Consider the following 20,537-nt stretch of genomic DNA (forward strand, 5'->3'; position numbering starts at 1 on the left):
GACACTAGGAGTGACCTTGACCTGGCTCGAGCTTGCCGAAGACACCCCCTTCGGCCTGGACAACCTGCCCTACGGGATCTTCTCCGTCGGCGGGGCGCCCGAGCGGCGGGTCGGCGTGCCCGTCGGGGAGCACGTGCTCGACCTGACCGCCGCGGCCGCCGAGACCGCCGCCTCCTTCGCGCCACTGCTCACCGAAGGCGTGCTCAACCCGCTGCTCGCCGCCGGGGCCGGGACCTGGCGGGAAGTCCGGGAGAGCGTCATCGGATGGCTGACCGAGGCCCGCTACGCCGACCTGCTCCGGCCGCACCTCGTGCCGCTCGCCGAGGTCACCACCCACCTCACCTTCGCCGTCGCCGACTACGTCGACTTCTACTCCAGCGAGCACCACGCCCTCAACGCCGGCAAGATCTTCCGCCCGGACGCGACCGAGGTCCCGCCGAACTGGAAGCACCTGCCGATCGGCTACCACGGCCGGGCCGGCACCGTCGTCGCGTCCGGCACGCCCGTCGTCCGGCCGCACGGGCAGCGCATGCCCCGCAACGCCGACGCGCCCTCGTTCGGGCCGTCGCAGCGGCTGGACATCGAGGCGGAGGTCGGGTTCGTCGTCGGCACGCCGTCCACGCCCGGCACCCGGGTGTCCACAACGGACTTCGCGGACCACGTCTTCGGCGTCTGCCTGGTCAACGACTGGTCCGCGCGCGACATCCAGGCCTGGGAGTACCAGCCGCTGGGCCCGTTCCTCGGCAAGTCGTTCGCGACGTCGGTGTCGCCGTGGATCGTCCCGCTGGCCGCGCTGGAACACGCTCGCGTCGACGGCCCGCCGCAGGACCCCGAACCGTTCGAGTACCTCCGGACCTCCGAAAAGTGGGGCCTGGACCTGGCCATGGAGGTCCGCCTCAACGGCCACCTCGTCTCGAGCCCGCCGTTCGCCACCCAGTACTGGACGGCCCCGCAGCAGCTGGCGCACATGACGGTCAACGGCGCGAGCCTGCGCACCGGCGATCTCTACGCCTCGGGCACCGTCTCCGGCCCGGAACGCGACCAGCGGGGCTCCTTCCTGGAGCTGTCCTGGGGCGGCCGGGAACCGCTGACGCTGCCGGACGGCACCACACGCACCTTCCTCGAGGACGGCGACGAGGTCGTGATCAGCGCGACCGCCCCCGGCCCCGGTGGCAAGCGGATCGGCTTCGGCGAGGTGAAGGGCACGGTGGTGGCGGGCTGAATCGAGGCGGAAGTGGCGGTGCGCACACCGGAAGGCGCCCGGCAGCGCGCATAATGACCTGCGACTAAGCGCTTGCTCACCACGGGAGGACGTCCATGAAGATCGGGACCGGGATCAGCTACTCCGGAGGCTTCGCCGAAAGCGTCGCCGACGTCGTCGAACTGGAGAAGGCCGGCCTCGACGTCGTCTTCGTGCCGGAGGCGTACTCCTTCGACGCCGTCAGCCAGCTCGGCTACCTGGCCGCGAAGACCGAGCGCGTGCAGCTGGCGTCCGGCATCTTCCAGATCTACACGCGCACGCCGACCCTGACCGCGATGACCGCGGCCGGCCTCGACTTCGTCTCCGACGGGCGGTTCATCCTCGGCCTCGGCGCGTCCGGCCCGCAGGTCATCGAGGGCTTCCACGGCGTGAAGTACGACGCGCCGCTGGGCCGGACCCGCGAGATCGTCGAGGTCTGCCGCCAGGTGTGGCGCCGCGAGCGCGTGGTGCACGAGGGCAAGCACTACACGATCCCGCTGCCGCCCGAGCAGGGCACCGGGCTGGGCAAGCCGCTCAAGCTCATCAACCACCCGGTGCGGGAGCGGATCCCGGTGCTGCTGGCCTCGATCGGCCCGAAGAACGTCGCGCTGACGGCCGAGATCGCCGAGGGCTGGCAGCCGATCTTCTTCCACCCGGAGAAGGCCGCCGACGTCTGGGGCGCGTCCCTGGCCGAAGGCAAGGCCAAGCGCGACGCGGCGCTGGGCGAGCTGGACACGTTCGTGACGGTGGCCCTGGCCATCGGCGACGACGTCGAGCCGCTGCTCGACCACCTGCGGCCGGTACTGGCCCTGTACATCGGCGGAATGGGCGCGCGGGGCAAGAACTTCTACAACGACCTCGCCCGCCGCTACGGCTACGAGGCCGAGGCGAAGCTGATCCAGGACCTGTACCTGGACGGCAAGAAGGAGGAGGCGGCGGCCGCGATCCCGCTCGAGCTGCTGCGCGCGATCTCCCTGGTCGGCCCGGCGAGCTACGTGAAGGAGCGCGTGGCGGCCTTCGCCGAGGCGGGCGCGACGACGCTGGTGGTGAACCCCCTGCAGCCGGGCCGCGAAGCCCGCGTGGCGGCGGTGTCGCAGCTGCGCGAGCTCATCGGCTGACCGCCGGGTGGCCGCCTCGGGGAATTCGGAGTCCTCGAGGTGGCCCGCTGAGCCGGTGCCGCGGCCTGCCGAACCGGGTCGGGACCTGGCTCGGGTTCGTCGGACTCCGGCCTACGAGACGCTGGGCTGAGCGGGCGGTGGCCAGGGTCGCGGCCTACCTGCCCGATTCATCAGCTCCCGGCAATCCCGGCTTCGCGAGCAGCGCGCACCCGGTTCGTCGGCGGGCAGGCCGCGACCGCTAAGCCGGCGTCGCGTAGACCGCGACCCGCGTCTCGCCGAGACCGTCCCCGTCGTAAGTCCCGTCGCTGGTGATCAGCCGTAGCTGCGGACCCGGGCCCGCCGGGGCCACCAGGGTGCTGTCCGGCTCGCTCGCCGGGAACACCGCCGTCCGGCGGGCCGTGAAGCGGGTCTCGCGGCCCACCGCGTCGCGGACCGTGATCGTCGCGCCCGGCTCGAGCTTGGCCAGCCGGGCGAATGCGCCGGGGGAGTAGCCGAAGCTCGCGTGCCCCGACAGCACCGCCACTCCGGGGGCGCCCGGGGCCGGGCCGTCGGCGAACCAGCCCACGCCCCGGGCCGTGCCCGGTTGCTCGCGGCGGCCGCCGATGTGGCCGAGGGCCACCACGTGGTCCAGCGTCAGGTCCAGGTCCGGGATCGACAACGCCGCGGGCGGGGATCCCGCGGTACCCGGGCCGGCCGGGGCGACCGGGGGCAGCGGGGCGAGGCCCGACGTCACGCCGAGCAGGACGCAGCCGAGCCCGGCCACGACCGCGAGCACGACGACGGCCGGCCGCACGAGCTCGGCTCGCCGCTCGGGCCGTTGCATCTCTTTCCCCTGCTCCACGTGGGTTCCGATGTCCGATTAATCGCCGTGCGAGCGTCGGCGTTACCGAATCGTGTCCGGTTGCCTCGCGGTTCACTCGTTCGGGTTATCTCACTGTGACCTTCGCATCAGGAACGCGCGCCCGGAGGGCCGCATTCCCGTAAAACCCCCGCGTTTCGGCGTGAGATGGGACATCATTGCTGGTTTGAAACCGTCGAACTGGGGATATTCACGGGCGGGAGTGGAGGTAGGCCGAGCTGTGGGAAAGAGGAAAGAGCCCGTGGTGGGCGTGCTGGACGTCGGTTCGTTCAGCGCTCGGCTCGTCGTGGTCACGGTCACCGGCTCACCCCGCGAACCCCTGGTCAACCACCAGACGCGGCTGCGCCTGGACCGCGAACTCGACGTTCACGGCCGCCTTTCCGACCGCGGCATCGAAGCCGTGACCGCCGCCGTCGCGGCCGGCATGACCACGGCGTACCGCCACGGCGTCAGCGACGTCTACCCGCTCGCGACCTCCTCCATCCGTGACGCGGCCAACGCGGCGGACGTCGTCCGGCACGTCGCCGGCGAGACCGGTGTCGAACTGCGGTTCCTCTCCGGCCGGTGCGAAGCCGAGCTGACCTACCTCGCCGCGCGCCGCTGGTACGCCGAGCCCGGGCCGATGCTGGTGCTCGACATCGGCGGTGGCACCGTCGAGCTGGCCGCCGGCTCCGGGGAGAAGGCCACGTTCGCGCGCTCGCTGCCGCTGGGGGCCCGCTCGATGACGCGGGACTGGCTGCCGTCCGAGCGCGTGTCGAACAAGCAGGTCAAAGCGCTGCGCGCGCACGCGCTGGACGTCGTGACCACCACGCTGGGCGCCGCCGACGTCGAAGACCCGCGGGTCGTCGGCTGCTCGAAGGTGCTGCAGCAGCTCGCGCGGCTGGCCGGGGCCCGTCCGGGCAAGTGCAAGGAACTGCGGCTCGACGACCTGCGGGCCTGGATCCCGCGGCTCGCCGCCCTGCCGCCGTCGAAGCGGGCGGAACTGCCGGGCATCTCCCGCAGCCGGGCCCACCAGGCCCTGGCCGGCGCGATCGTCGCGGAAGCGCTGCTGACGGTGGCCGGCGGCCAGGTCACGATCTGCCCGTGGTCGACCCGCGACGGCCTGCTGCTCACCCTGCAGGACAAGGCGCGCGCGGCCGCGGGCGAGCGCGCGGCCTGAAACCCTGGCCGTCACCGGGAAAACCGGGTATTCCGGAAAGCATGAGCGAGCAGCAGCGCCTCCACGGCCGTGACGACGAAGACGAAGAGCTCCCGAAGCTCCCGACCCCCGGCAAGCTGACGCACGACGTGCCGACGGCTCCGGATCCGGACGTGAGCCCGGGTGGGACCGAGGAAATCCCGGCCCCACCCGGACGCGAGGCCGCTAGCGACCTTCCTCGGTGATCGGGTTGGCCGGCTCCGCGTACTGACGCACCGCTTCGGAGTCCCGCCGCATCGGGGCCCGCCCGGGCGGCTGCTTCGGCGTCGGGCCCGCGTCGATCTTCGGGATCGCGAACCGTTGCGGCTCCGTCGTGACGGTGATGCGCTCGCCGTGGTGCAGTACTTCCAGCGGCTCGCCGGCCACCACGTGGTAGGTGGCCTGGTCGGGGTCGATCTCGACCTGGATCCGGGTGCCGCGGAACATCAGGCGGAAGGTGATCCGCCCCAGCTGCGGCGGCAGCCGCGGGGCGAACGCCAGCGTGCCGCCGTGGTCGCGCAGGCCGCCGAACCCGGCCACCGCGCCCTGCCACGCCCCGGCCAGCGACGCCATGTGCAGGCCGTTGCGCACGTTGTTGTGCACGTCGTGCAGGTCGGTCAGCGCGGCTTCGGCGAGGTAGTCGTAGGCCAGCTCCAGGTGCCCCACCTCGGCCGCCACCACCGCCTGCGTCGCCGCCGACAGCGAGGAGTCGCGCACGGTCCTCGCTTCGTAGTAGGCGAAGTCGCGCGCTTTCTCCTCCGCGCTGAACGAATCGCCGCACAGGTGCAGCGCCAGCACCAGGTCCGCCTGCTTGACGACCTGCTTGCGGTACAGGTCGAAGTACGGGTAGTGCAGCAGCAGCGGGTAGTCCGACGGTTCGGTTTCCTCGTAGTCCCACTCGTCGTGGTCCAGGAAGCCGTCCGACTGCGGGTGCACGCCGAGTTCGGCGTCGTAGGGCAGGTACATCGCCGCCGCGGCCGCGCGCCAGGAGTCCAGCTCGACGGTGTCGACGCCGAACCGCGCCGCCACGTCCGGGTGTCGCTCGCAGGACTCGGCCGCAGCCTGCAGGTTCCGCCGCGCCATCAGGTTCGTGTAGACGTTGTTGTCCGCCACCGCCGAATACTCGTCGGGCCCGGTGACGCCGTCGATGCGGAAGGCGCCGTGGCGGTCGTGGTGGCCCAGCGACGCCCACAGCCGCGCGGTCTCCAGCAGCAGCTCGGTGCCGTACTCGCGCTCGAACTCCTCGTCGCCGGTCGCGTTGAGGTAGCGGACGACGGCGTCGGCGATGTCCGCGCTGACGTGGAACGCCGCCGTGCCCGCCGGCCAGTACGCCGAGCACTCGGCGCCGTTGATCGACCGCCACGGGAACGCCGCGCCGCGCAACCCCAGCTGGTGCGCCCGTTCCCGCGCTTTGTCCATTGTGGAGTGCCGCCAGCGGAGGGCGTCGCGCGCGGCGTCCGGGATGGTGTAGGTGAGCACCGGCAGGACGAAGGTTTCGGTGTCCCAGAAGGCGTGCCCGTCGTAGCCGGGCCCGGTGAGCCCCTTGCCGGCGATCGCGCGGCTCTCGCCGCGGGCCCCGGCCTGCAGGATGTGGAACAGCGCGAAGCGGACCGCCTGCTGCAGTTCGGGATCGCCCTCGATCTCGATGTCCGACGTCCGCCAGTAGTCGTCGAGGAATTCGCGCTGCTCGGCGAGCAGGCCCTTCCAGCCGGTCTTGCGGGCGCCGGCCAGCGCCGCCTCGACCTGCGACCGCAGCGCGGGCACCGACCGCTGCGCCGACCAGCCGTAGGCGAGGAACTTCGTGATCCGCAGCCGGCCGCCCTTCGGGACGTCGACCGCGACGGTCAGCCGCGCCAGATCCTCTTCCGAGTGGATGCGGGCGCGGATCCCGTCGTCCACCTCGATCTTGTGGTCCATCGCCGCGGCCATCCGCAGCCCGGAGCGGCGGGTCCGGTGCACCAGCACCGCGTTGTAGTCGGACGCGCGGTGGAACTCGCTCTGCAGCGGCGCTTCCAGTGCCGCGGCCACCCGCGGGTCGCTCGTGTCGGACTCGATCGGCTCGTTGGCCAGCAGGTCGGACTGGACGACCAGCTGCAGGTCCTCGTCGAGCGGCTCCACCTCGTACCGGATGGCGGCGATCGCGCGCTGGGTGAACGACACGAGCCGTTCGGTGCGGACGCGGACCCGCCGTCCGGTCGGCGACGACCACTCGGTGGTCCGGCACAGCGTGCCGGTGCGGAAGTCCAGGACGCGGTCGTGCGCGGTGGCGGCGCCGTAGCGCATGTCGAGCGGCTCGTCCTCGACGAGCAGCCGGATGATCTTGCCGTCGGTCACGTTGACGACGGTCTGGCCCTCCTCCGGGTAGCCGTAGCCGGCCTCGGCGTAGGGGAGTTCGTGCTGTTCGTAGAAGCCGTTGAGGTAGGTGCCGGGCAGCCCGCGCGGCTCGGCCTCCTCGAGGGTGCCGCGCAGCCCGATGTGGCCGTTGGACACCGCGAACGCCGATTCGGTGCGCTGCAGGGCCTCGACGTCCATGCCGCGCCACCGCAGTTCCCACGGCGAGCATTCGTAGCCGTGCGCTTCGGTCATCGGTTCTCCAGGAGGTCGGCGAGGTCGTCGACGACGATGTCGGCGCCGTGGGCGCGCAGTTCGGCGGCCTGGTCGGCCCGGTTGACGCCCACGACGTACCCGAAGCCGCCGGCCTTGCCGGCCTGCACGCCGGACTGGGCGTCCTCGAAGACGGCCGCGTGCGCCGGTTCGACGCCGAGCGCCGCGGCGCCGGCCAGGAACGAGTCCGGCGCGGGCTTGCCCTTGAGGTGCTGTTCGCGGATGACGATGCCGTCGATGCGGGCCTCGACGTACTTGCTCAGGTCGGCGCCGTCGAGGACCTTGGCGCCGTTGGCCGACGACGTCACGACCGCGATCCGGAGCCCGGCGGCCTTGACCGCTTCGAGGTAGCGCACCGAACCGGGGTACGGGTTCACCCCGCGCTCGTCGATGATCTTGAGGACCAGTTCGTTCTTGCGGTTGCCGACGCCGTTGACGGTCGGGGCGTCCACCGGGTCGTCCGGCTCGCCCTCGGGCAGCGTGATCCCCCGTGACCGCAGGAACTCCCGCACCCCGTCGGCACGCGGGCGGCCGTCCACATAGGCCGCGTAGTCGTGGTCGGTGAACTCGGCGAACCCGGCGCCGTCACGGGCGCGGAGGAATTCGTCGAATGTCCGTTTCCAGGCTTCACGGTGGAGAACCGCCGTCCCGGTCAGCACTCCGTCGAGGTCGAACAGGCAGGCGGTGATGGTCTGGGGCAATCCCGTCATGCCCGCACGCTACCGGTCCCCGGCGTCGTTCGCGGGTTGTTCGGGGGTCCGGGTGGCGAAGCCCCCGGCCCGGGGCGGAGCCCCGGTTGTCTCAGCGGGTTGTTCGGCGGTCTCGGTGTGGGGCCGGACGCGGTGGATCAGTTCGTGCACGGTCGCGTCCGCGAGCCGGTAGCGCACGACCCGGCCGTCGCGCTGCGGCGTGACCAGCCCGTGTGCGCGCAGCAGGCGCAGGGCCTGCGACACCGCGGTGTCCGTCATGCCCGTCGCCGCGGCGAGGTCGGTGACGCTGATCTCGCGGGCGTAGTGGATGGAGACCAGCAGCGCGAGCCGGGACGGGTCGGCGACCACGGAGAAGCGCCGGGCCCACTCTTCGATGACGGCGCGGTCGCCGAGCCCGTCGACCGCGGCCGCGACGCGTTCCGGGTCGATCGGCTTGCGGTCGGTGCTCACCCCCGGATGATTCCACCCGGGCCGCGGGCCGACCACCGGTGGTCTGGGTCACGGCGTGCTTGACGCTCGCCGTCCCGCGGGCGACGATTAAGACAGTTGTCATAGTCGAGGAGCCGGGATGACCGACGTCGAAGCACAGGTCCGTTCGAAGACCATCACGTGGCAGGACCCCCTGGAGTCGGCGCGGCTCGGCACCACGATGTCCGGCCTGGAGTACATGCGCGCGATCGCCGAGGGCCGCGTGCCGCCGGCGCCGATCGCCGCGCACTTCGGCATGCGCTGGGAGCACGTCGAAGCCGGCGAGGTGGTGGCGGTCGCCGAGCCGGACGAGTCGCTGTACAACCCGATCGGCATGGTCCACGGCGGCGTGGCGGCCACGATGCTGGACTCGGTGATCGGCTGCGCGGTGCACACGACGCTGCCGGCGGGCGTGGGGTACGCGTCGGTGGAGCTGAAGGTGAGCTACCTGCGCGCGATCCACGCCGGCCGCGGGGAGATCCGCGCGACGGGCCGGGTGGTCAAGGAGGGCTCGCGGATCGCCTTCGCGGAGGGGGAAATCCGCGACGCCGAGGGAAAGCTGCTGGCCACGGCGTCGGGCACCTGCGTCATCACGCGCTGAGCGGCTCCCACCGCGCGATCGTCGTCCGCTGCCTCGAAGACCTCTAGTGCGCAAGAACTTCGAAGCCGCCCGGGTCGAGCACGTCGCTGCCGTCGGTGTCGGTTGCGCGCGGGGTGATCACCGCGGCGGCCGCACCCGCCGCGCGCCGATCGCGTCGCCGCCGCCGTAGCGGCCGATGATCGCGGCCAGGAGGGTGCGGGCGTCTTCGACCCGCTCGGTGCCGTGCTCCGCGACCAGTTCCTCCTGGAGTTCCTGCCGCAGCACGCGTGTCGCTTCGACGGCGGCAAGCGCGTGCTCGGTCAGGTGCAGCAGTTTCGTCCGTCCGTCCGCCGGGTCGGGTTCGCGCCGCACCAGGCCCCGGTGTTCGAGGTCCGCGACGGCTTTCGACGCGGCCTGCTGGGTCACGCCCATCCGCTCGGCCAGCGCGGTGACCGACAGCGGTGCGGCCAGGACGTGCTGGAACACGACGCCGTCGTTGAAGCGCAAGCCGCCGAAGCCCCGCGCGGCCAGCCGCCGCTGGACCTCGTCGGTCATCGCCCAGCCCGCGAAGAGCGCTGTCAAGGACAGATCGAGGCTGGTAGATTCCACAACCATGGTTGTGGAATCTACCAGGGTGCCGGCGGAGCTGGCGGAAGCGTTCGTGCGCGTGGCGCACCGGATCGTCTGGTGCACGGTGGCGACGGTCGACCGGCGGGGCCGGCCCCGCTCCCGCGTCGTCCACCCGATCTGGCAAGACACGCCGGACGGCCTGGTCGGTCGCCTGTTCACCCGGCCGACGCCGCTGAAGCTCGCCCACCTGGCGGCGTCGCCGTACGTATCGTGCTCGTACTGGGACCCGCAGCACGAGGTGGCCGTGGCGGAGTGCCGCGCGGACTTCGAGAACGACGAGCGGACGCGCAAAGACCTGTGGGAGCTGTTCGCTTCGACCCCGGAGCCGCTGGGGTACGACCCGAGGATCCTGGGCGGCGAGGACCACCGCGACCCGAAGATCACGGTGCTGCGCTTGACACCTTGGCGGCTCTCGGCCGGCGGCGAGGCCTGGCGGGCGGCGTCCGGCGCGGCACCGTGACCGGCCGGGTGGCTCAGGCGCGGCCCGCGAGCGCGGTCAGCGTCGTGTGCAGCGCGGCGGCGCCGGGCGCGCCGGCGAACACCTTCGCGACGTAGCCGTCCGGGCGGACCAGGACCGTGGTGCCCGCCGGTTCGGCCGGGGCCGCCACGTGCACCCGGCCGGTCCAGCCGTCCGGTTTCGTGTCGCCGAGGAGGACGAACCGGCCGCCGCGGAGGGCTTCGTACAGGCGGGTGCCGTCGGCCAGCGGGATGTCCGGCATTCGGGTGCCGACCAGCTTGTGCTCCCCGCTCGGCGCCGGGTAGCGGAAGCCGACCGCGCTCAGCCGTCCGATCAGCGTGCGGTGGACCGCCGGCACCCGCACCACCGTCCCGCCGACCAGGCCGCGCAGGACGCGCAGGACCGGCGACCGCAGCATGGCCATGCGGATGATCGTGCCGCTGATCCGCAGCACCTCCCGGCCCACCGCGTGCCGCTCCGCCTGGTAGGTGTCCAGCAGCGCGGTGGGCGCGCCGTGGCGGACGGCGGTGAGCTTCCAGCCGAGGTTCGCCGCGTCCTGCAGGCCGGTGTTCATGCCCATCCCGCCCGCCGGGGAGTGGACGTGCGCGGCGTCGCCGGCGAGGAACACGCGCCCGACCCGGTACCGCGGGGCCTGCCGCTCGTCGCTGTGGAAGCGGGACATCCAGCGGGCGTCGTGCATGCCGAAGTCGGTGCCCAGCGCGCGCCGGGTGATCGCGCGGATCTCCTCGAGGTCCAGCGGCGCGTCGTCGGGCACGCTGCGGAGCCGGTCCCAGGCCAGCACGCGCCACCAGCCGTCGCCGAACGGCGCGATGAACGCGAACTCGGTGCCGAACCCGTTGACCGTCAGGGTTTCCGGCGGTGCCTCCCGCAGGCGCACGTCCGCCAGCATGATCGAGCGCAGGACCGACTTGCCGGGGAACGGCAGCCCGAGAGCGGTCCGGACGGTGCTGTGGAACCCGTCCGTGCCCACCAGGTACGCCGCGCGGACGACACCGCCGGGCGTTTCGGCCGTCACCCCGTCCTCGTCCTGCCGGACCGCGGTGACCGGCGTCCCGGTGACGATCTCCACGCCCGCGGCGACCGCCCGCTCCCGCAGCACCCGTTCGACGTTGTACTGGGCGGTGACCAGCAGGTACGGGAAGCGGCTCGGCAGGCGGGCGAGGTTCACCGTCACCCGGCCGAACAACCGGGCCTCGGACAGCCGGTTCACGCCCGTTTCCTCGAGCTCTTCGGCGAGCCCGCGCGCGTCGAGCACCTCGAGGGTGCGCGCGTGGACGGCGAACGCCCGCGACAGGTTGGACACCGTGCCGTCACGCTTTTCCAGCAGTGTGACGTCGGCCCCGGCCTCCGCGAGGTCACCGGCGAGCAGCAGCCCGGTGGGTCCGGCGCCCACCACGATCACGTCCGGCATCACGATCCCCTTCGGTAGTGGTTACCGCGGCGACGCTAGGCAATCGGACGATGGACCGGATCAGTCACCGATACCTGGATCGACCGGTAGGTTCGGGACGTGATCTACGGTCGGGACCGGGAAACGGCGCGCCTGGCGGAGGTGCTGGGTGCCGTGACCCGGGGGCGCGGCGCGGCGCTGGTCGTCCACGGCGAGGCCGGGATCGGGAAGTCCGCGCTCCTGGCGCACCTGGCGGGACTGGCCGAGGGCACCGCCCGCGTGCTGCGGGTGACGGGCACCGAAGCCGAGGTGGATCTGCCGTTCGCCGCCCTGCACGCCCTGCTGCACCCGCTCCGGGACCGCGTCGACACACTGCCCGCTCCCCAGGCCGGCGCCCTGCGCGCGGCATTCGGCCTGGCCGCCGCGCCCGCGGGCCACGACCGCTTCCTGACCGGGCTCGCCGTGCTGACCCTGCTGGCCGAGGCCGCCGAGGAACGGCCCGTCGTCTGCCTGGCCGACGACGCCCAGTGGCTGGACCAGGCCTCGGCCGAGGCGTTGCTGTTCGCCGCGCGGCGGTTGCAGGCCGAAGGGGTGGCGGTGGTGTTCGCGGTGCGCGACGGCGATCGGCCGTTCCCCGCCGCGGGGCTGCCCGAGCTCGTGCTGCAGGGCCTCGACGAGACGCAGTCGGCCGCCGTGCTGGGCGAGCACGGCGGCGAGCTCGCCCCGGCGGTGCGCGACCGCCTCGTCGCCGACTCCGCCGGCAACCCGCTGACCCTGATCGAGCTGGCCCGTTCGCTCGGACCGGAGCAGCGGGCGGGAAAACTGCCGCCGCTGGGGTGGCACACCGAGGCGTCGTCACCGCTCGGGCGCGTGGAGAACGCTTTCCGCGAGCGGGTCGGCGCCCTGCCGGACGGCAGCCGCACCCTGCTGACCGTGGCCGCCGCCGACGGCACCGGTGACCTCGCGCTGGTCGTGCGGGCGGCGGCGACCCTCGGTGCCGGCGTCGCCGACCTGGAACCGGCCGAGCACGCCGGGCTCGTCCGCGTCGAGGGCGAGCTGCTGGTCTTCCGCCACCCGCTCGTGAAGGCCGCCGCCTACCGGGGTGCGGCGTTGGCGCGACGGCAGAACGCGCACCGGGCCCTCGCCGCCGCGCTCGGGCCCGGCGGGGACGACGAGGCGGCGGACCGGCGCGCCCAGCACCTCGCGGCCGCGACGACCGGGACCGACGAGCCGCTGGGGTACCTGGTCGAGCAGGCCGCGGACCGGGCCGCCCGCCGCGGTGCGCCCGCCGTGGCCGCGACCGCTCACGAGCGGGCCGCGCAGCTGACCGAAGACCACGAGACCCGCGCGCGGCGCCTGGTCCGGGCCGCGGTCACGGCGGCCGAGGCCGGGCAGCTGGCCCGGGCGGGCGCCTTGGCCGAACGCGGCGCGCGGCTCGCCACCGATCCCGGCCTCCTGGCGGAGCTGGCCGGCGTGCGCGCGGCGTGGGAGTTCGAACTCGGCAACGCCGCGGCCGCGGGACGCATCGCGGTCGACGCCGTCGGCGCCATCGCCGTCCCGGCACCGGAAAAGGCCACGGCCATGCTCGGCGACGCGGCCGCCTACGCCTACCTCGCGGGCGACGTCGAGACCGTGCAGCACGCCCGGCGGCTGATGACCGCCGTGACCACGCGTCACCCGGAGCTGGCCGGGGCCGTTTTCGCCGGCGTCCAGGGGTGCGCGCTGCTGCTGGCCGGTGACCACCGCGGCGCGTTCCGGCTCCTGCGCACGACGTGGACGACCCCGGGGTCCGAGCTCCTCTTCCGGTTGTTCACCACGATCATCGCCGGCGCGGACCGTGAGGGGGCGGTACTCGCCGACGAGTTCGTCCGGTACTGCCGGGACCACGGGCGGATCGGCGAGCTGACGCACGCGCTGCAGATCCGGACCCAGCTGCGGATCCTGCACGGCCGGCACGCCGAAGCGGAGGCCGACGGCGCCGAGGCGCTGCACATCGCCGAAGCGACCGGGCACGCCCGCCGGGCCGGCCACCTGCGCGGGATCCTGGCGCTGGTGGCGGCGATCGAGGGCGACGAGGCACGGTGCGCGGCCCGGGCCGGGCAGGCGAGCGGGGTGGCCGCGGGGGAGTGGTGGGGTGAGCACGCCCGCGGCGTGCTCGCACTGGGCCGCGGCGACCACCCGGCCGCGGTGCGGCACCTGACCGGCCTGCTGACCGGGCCGGGCGGGCACACCGCCGTCGGCCGGTCCGCGACACCGAGCCTGGTCGAAGCGCTGGTCCGGGTGGGCGAGCACGAGGCGGCAGCCGGGTACGCCGCGCGGTTCCGCGACTGGGCGGAGGCGGGCGAACAGGCGTGGGCGCTGGAGCTGACGCACCGCTGCCACGCCCTGCTGGCCCCGGCGGCCGAAGCGGAACCGCACTACCTGCGAGCGTTGGCGCACCACGAGAAGGGCACCCGCCCGTTCGAGCAGGCGCGCACGCTCCTGGGCTACGGCGAATGGCTGCGCCGTGCCCGCCGCCGAGCGGACGCCGCCACCCGCCTCCGCATGGCGGCGGACCTGTTCGACCGCCTCGGAGCGGCCCCGTGGCTCGCCCGGGCCGAGCACGAACTGGCGGCGATCGGCGCCCGCCCCCGCACGGCGCCCCGGCAGGCCGCCGCACTGGACGCACTGACGGCCCAGGAAGCACAGGTGGTGCGCCTGGCGGCCACGGGCGCGACCAACCGCGCGATCGCGGCGCAGCTGTTCCTCAGCCCGCGGACGGTGGGGTACCACCTGTACAACGCGTTTCCCAAGCTGGGCGTCACTTCCCGCGCCGAGCTGGCCCGGTTCGTGGCGGTGCCGTAGTCCGGAAGAGATCGGTTCGACAGGTGAGGTGGCGAGCCAGGTGATGTCGCCTTTCGCTGGGCTGGCTTGGTTCGCCGCGGTCGCGTTGTCCGGCGCGGGACGGGGAACTGGCCGGTTCCGTGGTTCTCGGGACGGCGGTTGCCGGTTCCAGCGCCGCGCTCTTTCCGAGCGGATCTGTCCCGTGGTCCCAGGCGACGTCGAGGCCGGTTCGCCGTTGTCTCTCAGTCCCAGGCCACCGGGAGCCGGTCGATGCCGTAGATCGGGTGGGTGTGCCGGAACGGGAGCTCGTCCGTCCGGGCCGCGAGCCGCAGGCCGGGCAGGCGGCGCAGCAACGCGGTCAGCGCCACCCGCAGTTCGAGGCGGGCGAGGTGGTGGCCGAGGCACAGGTGCTCGCCGTGGCCGAAGGCGAGGTGGTGGTTGGGGCTGCGGGCGAGGTCCACTTCGTCGGGGTCGGGGAACTCGCCGGGGTCGCGGTTGGCGATGTCGGCCGCGGCGATGACGCCCTCGCCGGCGCGGATGGTCACGTCGCCGACCCGGACGTCGGCGGTCGCGACGCGGCGGCGGCCGAGGTGGGTGATCGTCAGCAGGCGCAGGAGTTCGTCGACCGCGGCCGCCGGGGGACCGTCCGCGCTCCGGAACGCCTCGGCGTGCTCCGGGTTGTCCAGCAGGAACGCCGTGGACAGCGCGATCTGGTTGGCGGTGGTTTCGTGCCCGGCGACCAGCAGCAGGATGGCCGTGGCCACCGCGTCGGAACGGGACAGCGCCCCCGTGGCGACCTGCTCCGCGCTCAGGCGGCCGAGCAGGTCGTCGGTCGGGTGGGTGCTTCGCCGGTGCAGCAGCGTGCCCAGGTAGCGGGCGAGTTCCGCGGTGGCGGCCCGGTTGGTCTCGCCGCCGGCGGAATCGTCCAGCATCGCGCGGGCGCGGTCTTCGAAGAAAGCGTGGTCTTCGTAGGGCACGCCGAGCAGGTCGCTGATGACGGTGGACGGCAGCGGCAGCGCGTACCCGCTCACCAGGTCGGCGGGCTGGGGGCCGGCGGTCAGGTCGTCCAGCAGCTCGGCGGCGGTGCGTTCGATCGACGGCCGCAGCGCCTCGACCCGGCGGACGGTGAACTCGCCGATGAGCATCCGGCGCAGGCGGGTGTGCTCGGGGCCGTCCATGGAGATGAACGAGCCGCGGCCGGTCCGCCTGCCCCGGCTCGCCGGGCCGCGGGCCGGGTAGCCGGGCCGGGTGGGATCGACGCTGAAGCGGCGGTCGGCGAGCACCGCGCGGACGTCGTCGTACCGGGTGAGCAGCCACGGCGTGCTGCCGTCCCAGATCCGGACGCGGCTGATCGGGGCCTCGCGTTGCAGGTCGGCCAGCCGGGGCGGCGGCGTGTACGGGCACGCGCGGGGCAGCGGGAAAGTCATGGTTTCTCCTGGGCGGCGGGGTGGTCGGAGAGGCGCTCGAGCAGGGGAGCGGCCAGCCGGAGGACGCCGCGCTCGGTCTCCCCGAGCGCGCCGAACGCCTCGGCCAGCCACTCGTCGCGTTCGCGCATGTCGGCTTCGAGGGCGGCCTCTCCCGAGGCGGTGATGCCGAGGACGACGCTGCGCCCGTCGACCTCGCTGGGCGACCGGCTGATCAGCCCGTCGGCCTCGAGTTCGGTGAACACCTTCGTCAGCGCCTGCGGCCGCTGCGCGTCGGCCGCGGCGATCTCGCCCGGGCTGCTCGGGCCGTGCCGGGAGAGGTACCCCAGCACACCCACCTTGGCGGGGCTCAAGGCTCCCGCCGAGCGGCTGCCGCGCAACCGCCGGGCCAGCCGGAGCACGCCCCGGCGCACCGCCTTCACCGTCTCGTCGTCCACGAGTTAGTACTATATTCAGTACTAGTTAGCGAGCGCAAGCAACATAGCTGGCAGAGATAGTTCAAAACTTGTTAGTTCTGGTGCTCCAGGCCTAAGCGGCACCGACCCGGCGGTCGAACACCAGGCCCTCCGCCGCTCGCAGGCCGACGCTGATCGCCCCGGTCAGCACCGCGTCCTCGCCCAGTTCGCCCTGGACCACCTTCGGCACCAACGGCGTGAACGCGCGCAGCGCCCGGTCGATCGGCTCCAGCAGGAGGTCCGCCGCCGTGCCCATGCCGCCGCCCAGGACGATCAGCTCCGGGTCGATCACCGCCGCCACCGAGGCCACCGTGTACGCCAGGCGGTCCGCTTCCGTCTCCACCGCGCGCCGCGCCAGCTCGTCGCCTTCGCGGGCCAGGCGGAACACCTCGCGGGCCGATTTCGCCGTGCCCAAGCCGAGTTCGCGGGCGCCCTGGACCACCGACTGGGCCGCGGTCGCCTCTTCGAGGTGGCCGCGGGCCGGCGGGGTGGTGGGCTCGTCGGCCGCGCGCGTGCGGCCGTAGGGCAGGTAGCCGATCTCGCCCGCCGCGCCGGTCGCGCCGCGGAACACGCGGCCGTCGACCATCAGGCCCATGCCGACGCCGGTACCGATCGCGATGCAGCCGAACACCGACGCGCCGCGCGCGGCACCGCTTTCCCACTCGCCGACGGCGGTGAGGTTCGCGTCGTTCTCCACCATCAGGTCCGGGCCCAGCGCCGCTTCGAGGTCGTCGATGAGCCCCGCGCGGCCCCAGCCCGGCAGGTTCGGCGCGTGCCGGAAGCAGCGCTTCTCCGGATCGGCGACGCCGGGGGAGCCGACCACGCGGACAACGATGTCGCCCGCCGAAAGACCGGCCTCCGCGACCGCCGAAGCCGCGATCTTCCCGACCGCCGCCACCAGCGCCGCCCCGGACCGCGCCGTGTTCCGCTCGTCGCGGCGGGCCACCAGCGTGCGGCCCAGGTCGGACACCGCGACCCGCAGGTGTTCCCGGCCGATGTCGACCCCCAGCACGTACCCGGCGGTCGGGTCGGCCTCGTACAGCACGGCCGAGCGCCCGGTGCCGGTGGACGTCTGCCCGGTCGGACGGGCCAGCCCGGCCGCCTCCAGCGCCAGCAGCGCCTGGCTGACCGTCGGCTTCGACAGCCCGGTGTCCTTCGCCACCTGCGGCCGGGTCGCCGGGCCGCCGCGGCGCAGCAGGTCCAGCACCGCCCGCTGGTTGATCTTGCGCATCCCGGCGGGGGTACCGACCGTGGGGATTTCTACGCCGGCCACCCGTGCCCGCCTCCTGTCGTCCTCGTGCTGCCTGCCACGCTAGCCGTCCCGCCGCCGGTTCCGCCGGAATACCGGTACTCCACGGCCCGTTGAGCGGAGCATGAGCACTCCGGGACGCGGCCGGGTCCGCGTGGCACAGGGCGCGAAGCGGGTACGGGTGTTCCTCGCCGGGCAGGTCGTGGCGGACACCGTGCACCCCCTCCTGGTGTGGGAAGTCCCGTACTACCCCACGTACTACATCCCGCGCGCCGACGTCGTGAGCGGCGTTCTCACCCCCTCCGGCCGGACGGCGCACTCGCCGAGCCGCGGAGAAGCTGTTCTGTCGACGATAAAGGGTGCCGGAGCCGAGGCGGTGGACGGCGCGCTGGAGTACCCGGATTCGCCGCTCGAGGAGCTCCGCGACCACGTCCGCTTCGAGTTCGGCGCGTTCGACTGGTTCGAAGAGGACGAGCAGATCTTCACGCACCCGCGTGACCCCGGCGTCCGCATCGACATCCTGCCGAGTTCGCGCCACGTGCGGATCGAGGTCGGCGGCGTCACGGTCGCCGACTCGGTGCGGCCGCACCTGCTGTTCGAGACCGGCCTGCCGACCCGCTACTACCTGCCGCGCGTCGACGTCCGGATGGACCTGCTGACGAAGACCGACGTCGTGACGCACTGCCCGTACAAGGGCGCCGCCGAGCACTTCGACGTGGCCGGGCAGGAAGACCTCGCCTGGAGCTACCCGACGCCGCTGCCCGAAAGCACCCGCGCCGCCGGGCTGATCGCGTTCCTCGACGAGAAGGTCGACGTCTACGTCGACGGCGTCCGCCAGGACCGCCCGAAGACGAAGTTCGCCTGACCCGTCACGCGTCCGGCAGCCAGTTCCCGTGGAACCCCGCGGGCACCCGCTGCGGGAGGTGGACGGCCGCCACCGGCGCCGCGGCGAGGTTCCCGGCGTCGAGCACGACGAGGTCGCTGCGGTCCTCGGCCTTGTCGTGGACGTAGGTGAGCAGCCAGCCTTCGCCGTCGTCGGCCGGGACGAACACCGCTTCGCCGGGCGTGCGTCCGGGCGCGAAGACGTGCTCGGTGGCCGTGCCCGCGTGCAGGTCGTGCCGGCGCAGGACGCCGCGGCCGGTGACGTGCCCGAAGCGCGTGTCGGACCCGGCGAGCCGGTCGTCGATGCGGGGGAACTCGCCCGGCCGGTCGTCGAGCCGGTCCTCGGTGACGGTGCCGGCCGCGAGGTCGATCGTCCAGCGCCACAGCGACGCCGCCGGATCCTCGTGGCCCGCCCACCACTGGTGGTCGTAGCGCAGGACGTGCACGACGATCCGGCGGTCGGCGGTGTCGAACGCGTTGAGCGTGTGGAAGACGTAGCAGGGCTCGATGTCCAGCCAGCGCACGCCCGCCTCCGGCCGATCGCGGCGGAGAACGCCGAGCCGGGCGCCGTAACCGGTGTCCCAGCGGTAGGGCATGCCGCGGCCGGCCGACGCCCGGTCGAACACGACGGGCAGGTCGTAGAAGACGACGTGCTCCCCGGTGAAGGCGAAGTCGTGCATCATCGTCAGCCCCGGCACGTCGATCGGCTGCTTGACGACGAGCTTCCCGGCCGCGTCGGCGCGGTAGTAGCCGACGTGCGGCGCGGTGATGCTGCCGTAGCCGAAGAAGTGCAGCTCCCCGGTCGCCGGGCAGATCTTCGGGTGCGCGGTCATCGCGTCGGCCAGTTCGCCGCCGAAGTCGTACACCCCCACGGTTTCGAGCTCCGTGGTGATCTCGTACGGCAGCGACGATTCGACGAGCGCGAGCGTGCGGCCGGCGTGGTTCACCACGTGCGTGTTCGCGACGCTGCTGTGCAGGTTCCGCGTGCCGTCTTCGTTGTACAGCTTCAGATCCGGGTCCGCGAAGCTCTCGGTCCGCACCCAGCGGTTGCGGTACCAGGCGGCGCGGCCGCGGTCAAGGCGGACGCCGTGGACCATGCCGTCGCCGGTGAACCAGTGCTGGTTGTCCGCGCGCGGGTTCGGGCCGTTGCGCAGGTACCAGCCGGTCAGCTCGGGCGGCAGGGCGCCGGTCACCGGGAGGTCGAACGCGGTCAGCTCGTCGTGGACGGGCGCGTAGGCGCCGGTGAGGTGGAAATCGGTGGTGGTCATGCGGCTTCCTGGGCGCGGGCGCGGACGGCGCGCGGGTAGCGGATGGTGAAGACGACGGGGACGGCGAAGCAGAGGACCTTCAGCGCGATCAGCGCGAAGGTGGCGTGCGGCGCGAAGTTCAGCAGCGCGATGCCCGCGACCCCGCCGACGGTGAAGCTCGCCGCCCACACCAGCGTGATGAGCACGTTGACGCGTTTGAAGACCGGGTTGTCCCAGAACTGCTCCGGCGTCGACTGGCGGGCGATGCCGAGGGTGAACGGCTTGCCGATGGCGAGCGAGCCCCAGGCGGTGAGCGCCAGCCAGGCGTCGGTGAGGGCGCCGGTGTAGGTCTTCAGCGGTGACGCGGGGAAGCTGAACGCGACGGCGGTGAGCAGGATGAAGAACGCGAACCCGCTCCACTCGATGATCAGCGTGTCCGCGCTTCGGTGGTCGCGGCGGGCGAGCAGGAGGAGCGCGGCGGAGATCACCAGACCGGTCAGCCCGGACCAGCGCCAGTCGAACTGGGTCGCGACCACGGCGAACGCGATCCACGGGAGCAGGCTCTTCAGGTAGTTCACGACGGTCCTCCCCGACGTTCCAATTTTGACAGGTCGAAGTTAGAGCGTGTCGGTTGGACATGTCAATAGTGGAATGTCATCATGGGGTCATGAGCCTTCGACACGCGGTGCTGGGGATGCTGGCCGACGAGCCCGGAAGCGGCTACGACCTGCTGAAACGGTTCGAGCGGGCGATGGCCAACGTCTGGCCGGCCACGCAGAGCCAGCTCTACGGCGAGCTCGGCAAGCTGGAGACCGCGGGCATGATCCGCGTCCTCGCCGAGGGGCCGCGCGGGCGCAAGGAGTACGAGATCACCGACGCCGGGCTCGCCGAGCTGCGGCACTGGCTCGTCGAGGTCTCCCCGGGTGGTCCGCCGCGCAGCGCCGCCCTGCTGCGGGTGTACTTCCTCGGATCGGTGGCTCCGGAGCAGGCGCGCGGTTATCTCGCGACGCTGGGGGAGTCGGGCCGGGAGCGCGAAAAGCGGCTCGAGGAGCTGGAGTCGACGATCGACTGGGGCGAGGACAACCAGTCGCTGTACGGCCGGTTGGTGCTGGAGTGGGGGAAGCGCTTCTCGGCCATGCAGCGCGGGTGGGCGGAGTGGGCGGTCGAGCAGGTCGAGTGACCGGCGTATAACGGCCTAGACGG

At 73.0% G+C, this 20,537-nt stretch carries 19 protein-coding genes and 1 pseudogene; 9 read left to right on the plus strand and 11 right to left on the minus strand.

The window, feature by feature from the left end:
* The first annotated feature begins 10 nt into the window (after positions 1-10).
* A complete protein-coding gene (gene fahA / locus ACLJPY_RS25495; protein ID WP_410592085.1) occupies positions 11-1,222 on the plus strand; it encodes a fumarylacetoacetase in 1,212 nt (403 codons plus the stop codon).
* A 95-nt stretch (positions 1,223-1,317) separates the two neighbouring features.
* Positions 1,318-2,358, plus strand: a complete 1,041-nt coding sequence (locus ACLJPY_RS25500; RefSeq protein ID WP_410592086.1) for an LLM class F420-dependent oxidoreductase — start codon at positions 1,318-1,320, stop codon at positions 2,356-2,358.
* Positions 2,359-2,596: 238 nt separating this feature from the next.
* Here the strand turns inward: ACLJPY_RS25500 and ACLJPY_RS25505 are convergent, their stop codons facing one another.
* A complete protein-coding gene (locus ACLJPY_RS25505) occupies positions 2,597-3,199 on the minus strand; it encodes a class F sortase (protein WP_410592087.1) in 603 nt (200 codons plus the stop codon).
* Positions 3,200-3,461: 262 nt separating this feature from the next.
* Between ACLJPY_RS25505 and ACLJPY_RS25510 the strand changes: the two genes are divergently transcribed.
* Together ACLJPY_RS25510 and ACLJPY_RS25515 are read left to right on the plus strand one after the other, a co-directional pair.
* The gene (locus tag ACLJPY_RS25510) at positions 3,462-4,376 is read left to right on the plus strand and encodes a Ppx/GppA phosphatase family protein (protein ID WP_410592472.1); all 915 of its coding nucleotides are present in this window, start codon (positions 3,462-3,464) and stop codon (positions 4,374-4,376) included.
* Between the two features lie 41 nt (positions 4,377-4,417).
* Positions 4,418-4,600, plus strand: a complete 183-nt coding sequence (locus ACLJPY_RS25515; protein WP_410570164.1) for a hypothetical protein — start codon at positions 4,418-4,420, stop codon at positions 4,598-4,600.
* On the opposite strand, the gene ACLJPY_RS25520 is transcribed toward ACLJPY_RS25515, so the two are convergent.
* The 3 genes and pseudogenes from ACLJPY_RS25520 to ACLJPY_RS25530 form a co-directional block, all read right to left on the minus strand.
* On the minus strand, positions 4,581-6,980 hold the full coding sequence (locus tag ACLJPY_RS25520) for a glycoside hydrolase family 65 protein (RefSeq protein ID WP_410592089.1): 2,400 nt from the start codon (positions 6,978-6,980) through the stop codon (positions 4,581-4,583). The two genes, ACLJPY_RS25515 and ACLJPY_RS25520, sit on opposite strands and share 20 nt — an antisense overlap.
* The gene (locus ACLJPY_RS25525; protein ID WP_410592091.1) at positions 6,977-7,708 is read right to left on the minus strand and encodes an HAD family hydrolase; all 732 of its coding nucleotides are present in this window, start codon (positions 7,706-7,708) and stop codon (positions 6,977-6,979) included. The genes ACLJPY_RS25520 and ACLJPY_RS25525 overlap by 4 nt, the downstream gene beginning before the upstream one ends.
* A 117-nt stretch (positions 7,709-7,825) precedes the next feature.
* Positions 7,826-8,158: pseudogene (locus ACLJPY_RS25530) on the minus strand (ArsR/SmtB family transcription factor); the annotation flags it as partial.
* 118 nt (positions 8,159-8,276) lie between these two features.
* On the opposite strand from ACLJPY_RS25530, the gene ACLJPY_RS25535 reads away from it, so the two are divergent.
* On the plus strand, positions 8,277-8,777 hold the full coding sequence (locus ACLJPY_RS25535; protein WP_410592093.1) for a PaaI family thioesterase: 501 nt from the start codon (positions 8,277-8,279) through the stop codon (positions 8,775-8,777).
* A 117-nt stretch (positions 8,778-8,894) separates the two neighbouring features.
* Here the strand turns inward: ACLJPY_RS25535 and ACLJPY_RS25540 are convergent, their stop codons facing one another.
* Positions 8,895-9,371 (minus strand): MarR family winged helix-turn-helix transcriptional regulator, encoded by a 477-nt coding sequence (locus ACLJPY_RS25540; RefSeq protein WP_410592094.1) that lies wholly within the window; start codon positions 9,369-9,371, stop codon positions 8,895-8,897.
* On the opposite strand from ACLJPY_RS25540, the gene ACLJPY_RS25545 reads away from it, so the two are divergent.
* A complete protein-coding gene (locus ACLJPY_RS25545) occupies positions 9,370-9,846 on the plus strand; it encodes a pyridoxamine 5'-phosphate oxidase family protein (RefSeq protein WP_410592096.1) in 477 nt (158 codons plus the stop codon). The two genes, ACLJPY_RS25540 and ACLJPY_RS25545, sit on opposite strands and share 2 nt — an antisense overlap.
* A 13-nt stretch (positions 9,847-9,859) precedes the next feature.
* Here ACLJPY_RS25545 and ACLJPY_RS25550 read toward each other — a convergent pair whose 3' ends face one another.
* Entirely contained in the window at positions 9,860-11,275 is a 1,416-nt protein-coding gene (locus ACLJPY_RS25550) for an FAD-dependent oxidoreductase (RefSeq protein ID WP_410592098.1), read from the minus strand.
* A gap of 99 nt (positions 11,276-11,374) precedes the next feature.
* Between ACLJPY_RS25550 and ACLJPY_RS25555 the strand changes: the two genes are divergently transcribed.
* Positions 11,375-14,098, plus strand: coding sequence for a helix-turn-helix transcriptional regulator (locus tag ACLJPY_RS25555; protein ID WP_410592099.1), 2,724 nt, complete (start codon positions 11,375-11,377; stop codon positions 14,096-14,098).
* Between the two features lie 221 nt (positions 14,099-14,319).
* Here ACLJPY_RS25555 and ACLJPY_RS25560 read toward each other — a convergent pair whose 3' ends face one another.
* The 3 genes from ACLJPY_RS25560 to ACLJPY_RS25570 form a co-directional block, all read right to left on the minus strand.
* Positions 14,320-15,504 carry a cytochrome P450 gene (locus ACLJPY_RS25560; protein ID WP_410592101.1) on the minus strand — a complete coding sequence of 395 codons (1,185 nt, stop codon included), beginning with the start codon at positions 15,502-15,504 and terminating at the stop codon, positions 14,320-14,322.
* Positions 15,501-15,938, minus strand: a complete 438-nt coding sequence (locus tag ACLJPY_RS25565; protein WP_410592103.1) for a MarR family winged helix-turn-helix transcriptional regulator — start codon at positions 15,936-15,938, stop codon at positions 15,501-15,503. Before ACLJPY_RS25565 ends, ACLJPY_RS25560 begins: the two co-directional genes overlap by 4 nt.
* A gap of 91 nt (positions 15,939-16,029) precedes the next feature.
* A complete protein-coding gene (locus tag ACLJPY_RS25570) occupies positions 16,030-17,229 on the minus strand; it encodes an ROK family protein (protein ID WP_410592104.1) in 1,200 nt (399 codons plus the stop codon).
* Positions 17,230-17,329: 100 nt separating this feature from the next.
* On the opposite strand from ACLJPY_RS25570, the gene ACLJPY_RS25575 reads away from it, so the two are divergent.
* Positions 17,330-18,070 carry a DUF427 domain-containing protein gene (locus ACLJPY_RS25575; RefSeq protein ID WP_410592106.1) on the plus strand — a complete coding sequence of 247 codons (741 nt, stop codon included), beginning with the start codon at positions 17,330-17,332 and terminating at the stop codon, positions 18,068-18,070.
* Positions 18,071-18,074: 4 nt separating this feature from the next.
* Here ACLJPY_RS25575 and ACLJPY_RS25580 read toward each other — a convergent pair whose 3' ends face one another.
* Positions 18,075-19,355, minus strand: coding sequence for a carotenoid oxygenase family protein (locus ACLJPY_RS25580; protein ID WP_410592107.1), 1,281 nt, complete (start codon positions 19,353-19,355; stop codon positions 18,075-18,077).
* Positions 19,352-19,912, minus strand: coding sequence for a hypothetical protein (locus ACLJPY_RS25585; protein ID WP_410592109.1), 561 nt, complete (start codon positions 19,910-19,912; stop codon positions 19,352-19,354). The genes ACLJPY_RS25580 and ACLJPY_RS25585 overlap by 4 nt, the downstream gene beginning before the upstream one ends.
* An 89-nt stretch (positions 19,913-20,001) precedes the next feature.
* Here ACLJPY_RS25585 and ACLJPY_RS25590 point away from each other — a divergent pair, with 89 nt between their 5' ends.
* The gene (locus ACLJPY_RS25590; RefSeq protein ID WP_410592111.1) at positions 20,002-20,514 is read left to right on the plus strand and encodes a PadR family transcriptional regulator; all 513 of its coding nucleotides are present in this window, start codon (positions 20,002-20,004) and stop codon (positions 20,512-20,514) included.
* Positions 20,515-20,537 lie beyond the last annotated feature (23 nt).

The sequence above is a fragment of the Amycolatopsis sp. lyj-23 genome (assembly GCF_046549135.1).
Lineage (GTDB): Bacteria > Actinomycetota > Actinomycetes > Mycobacteriales > Pseudonocardiaceae > Amycolatopsis.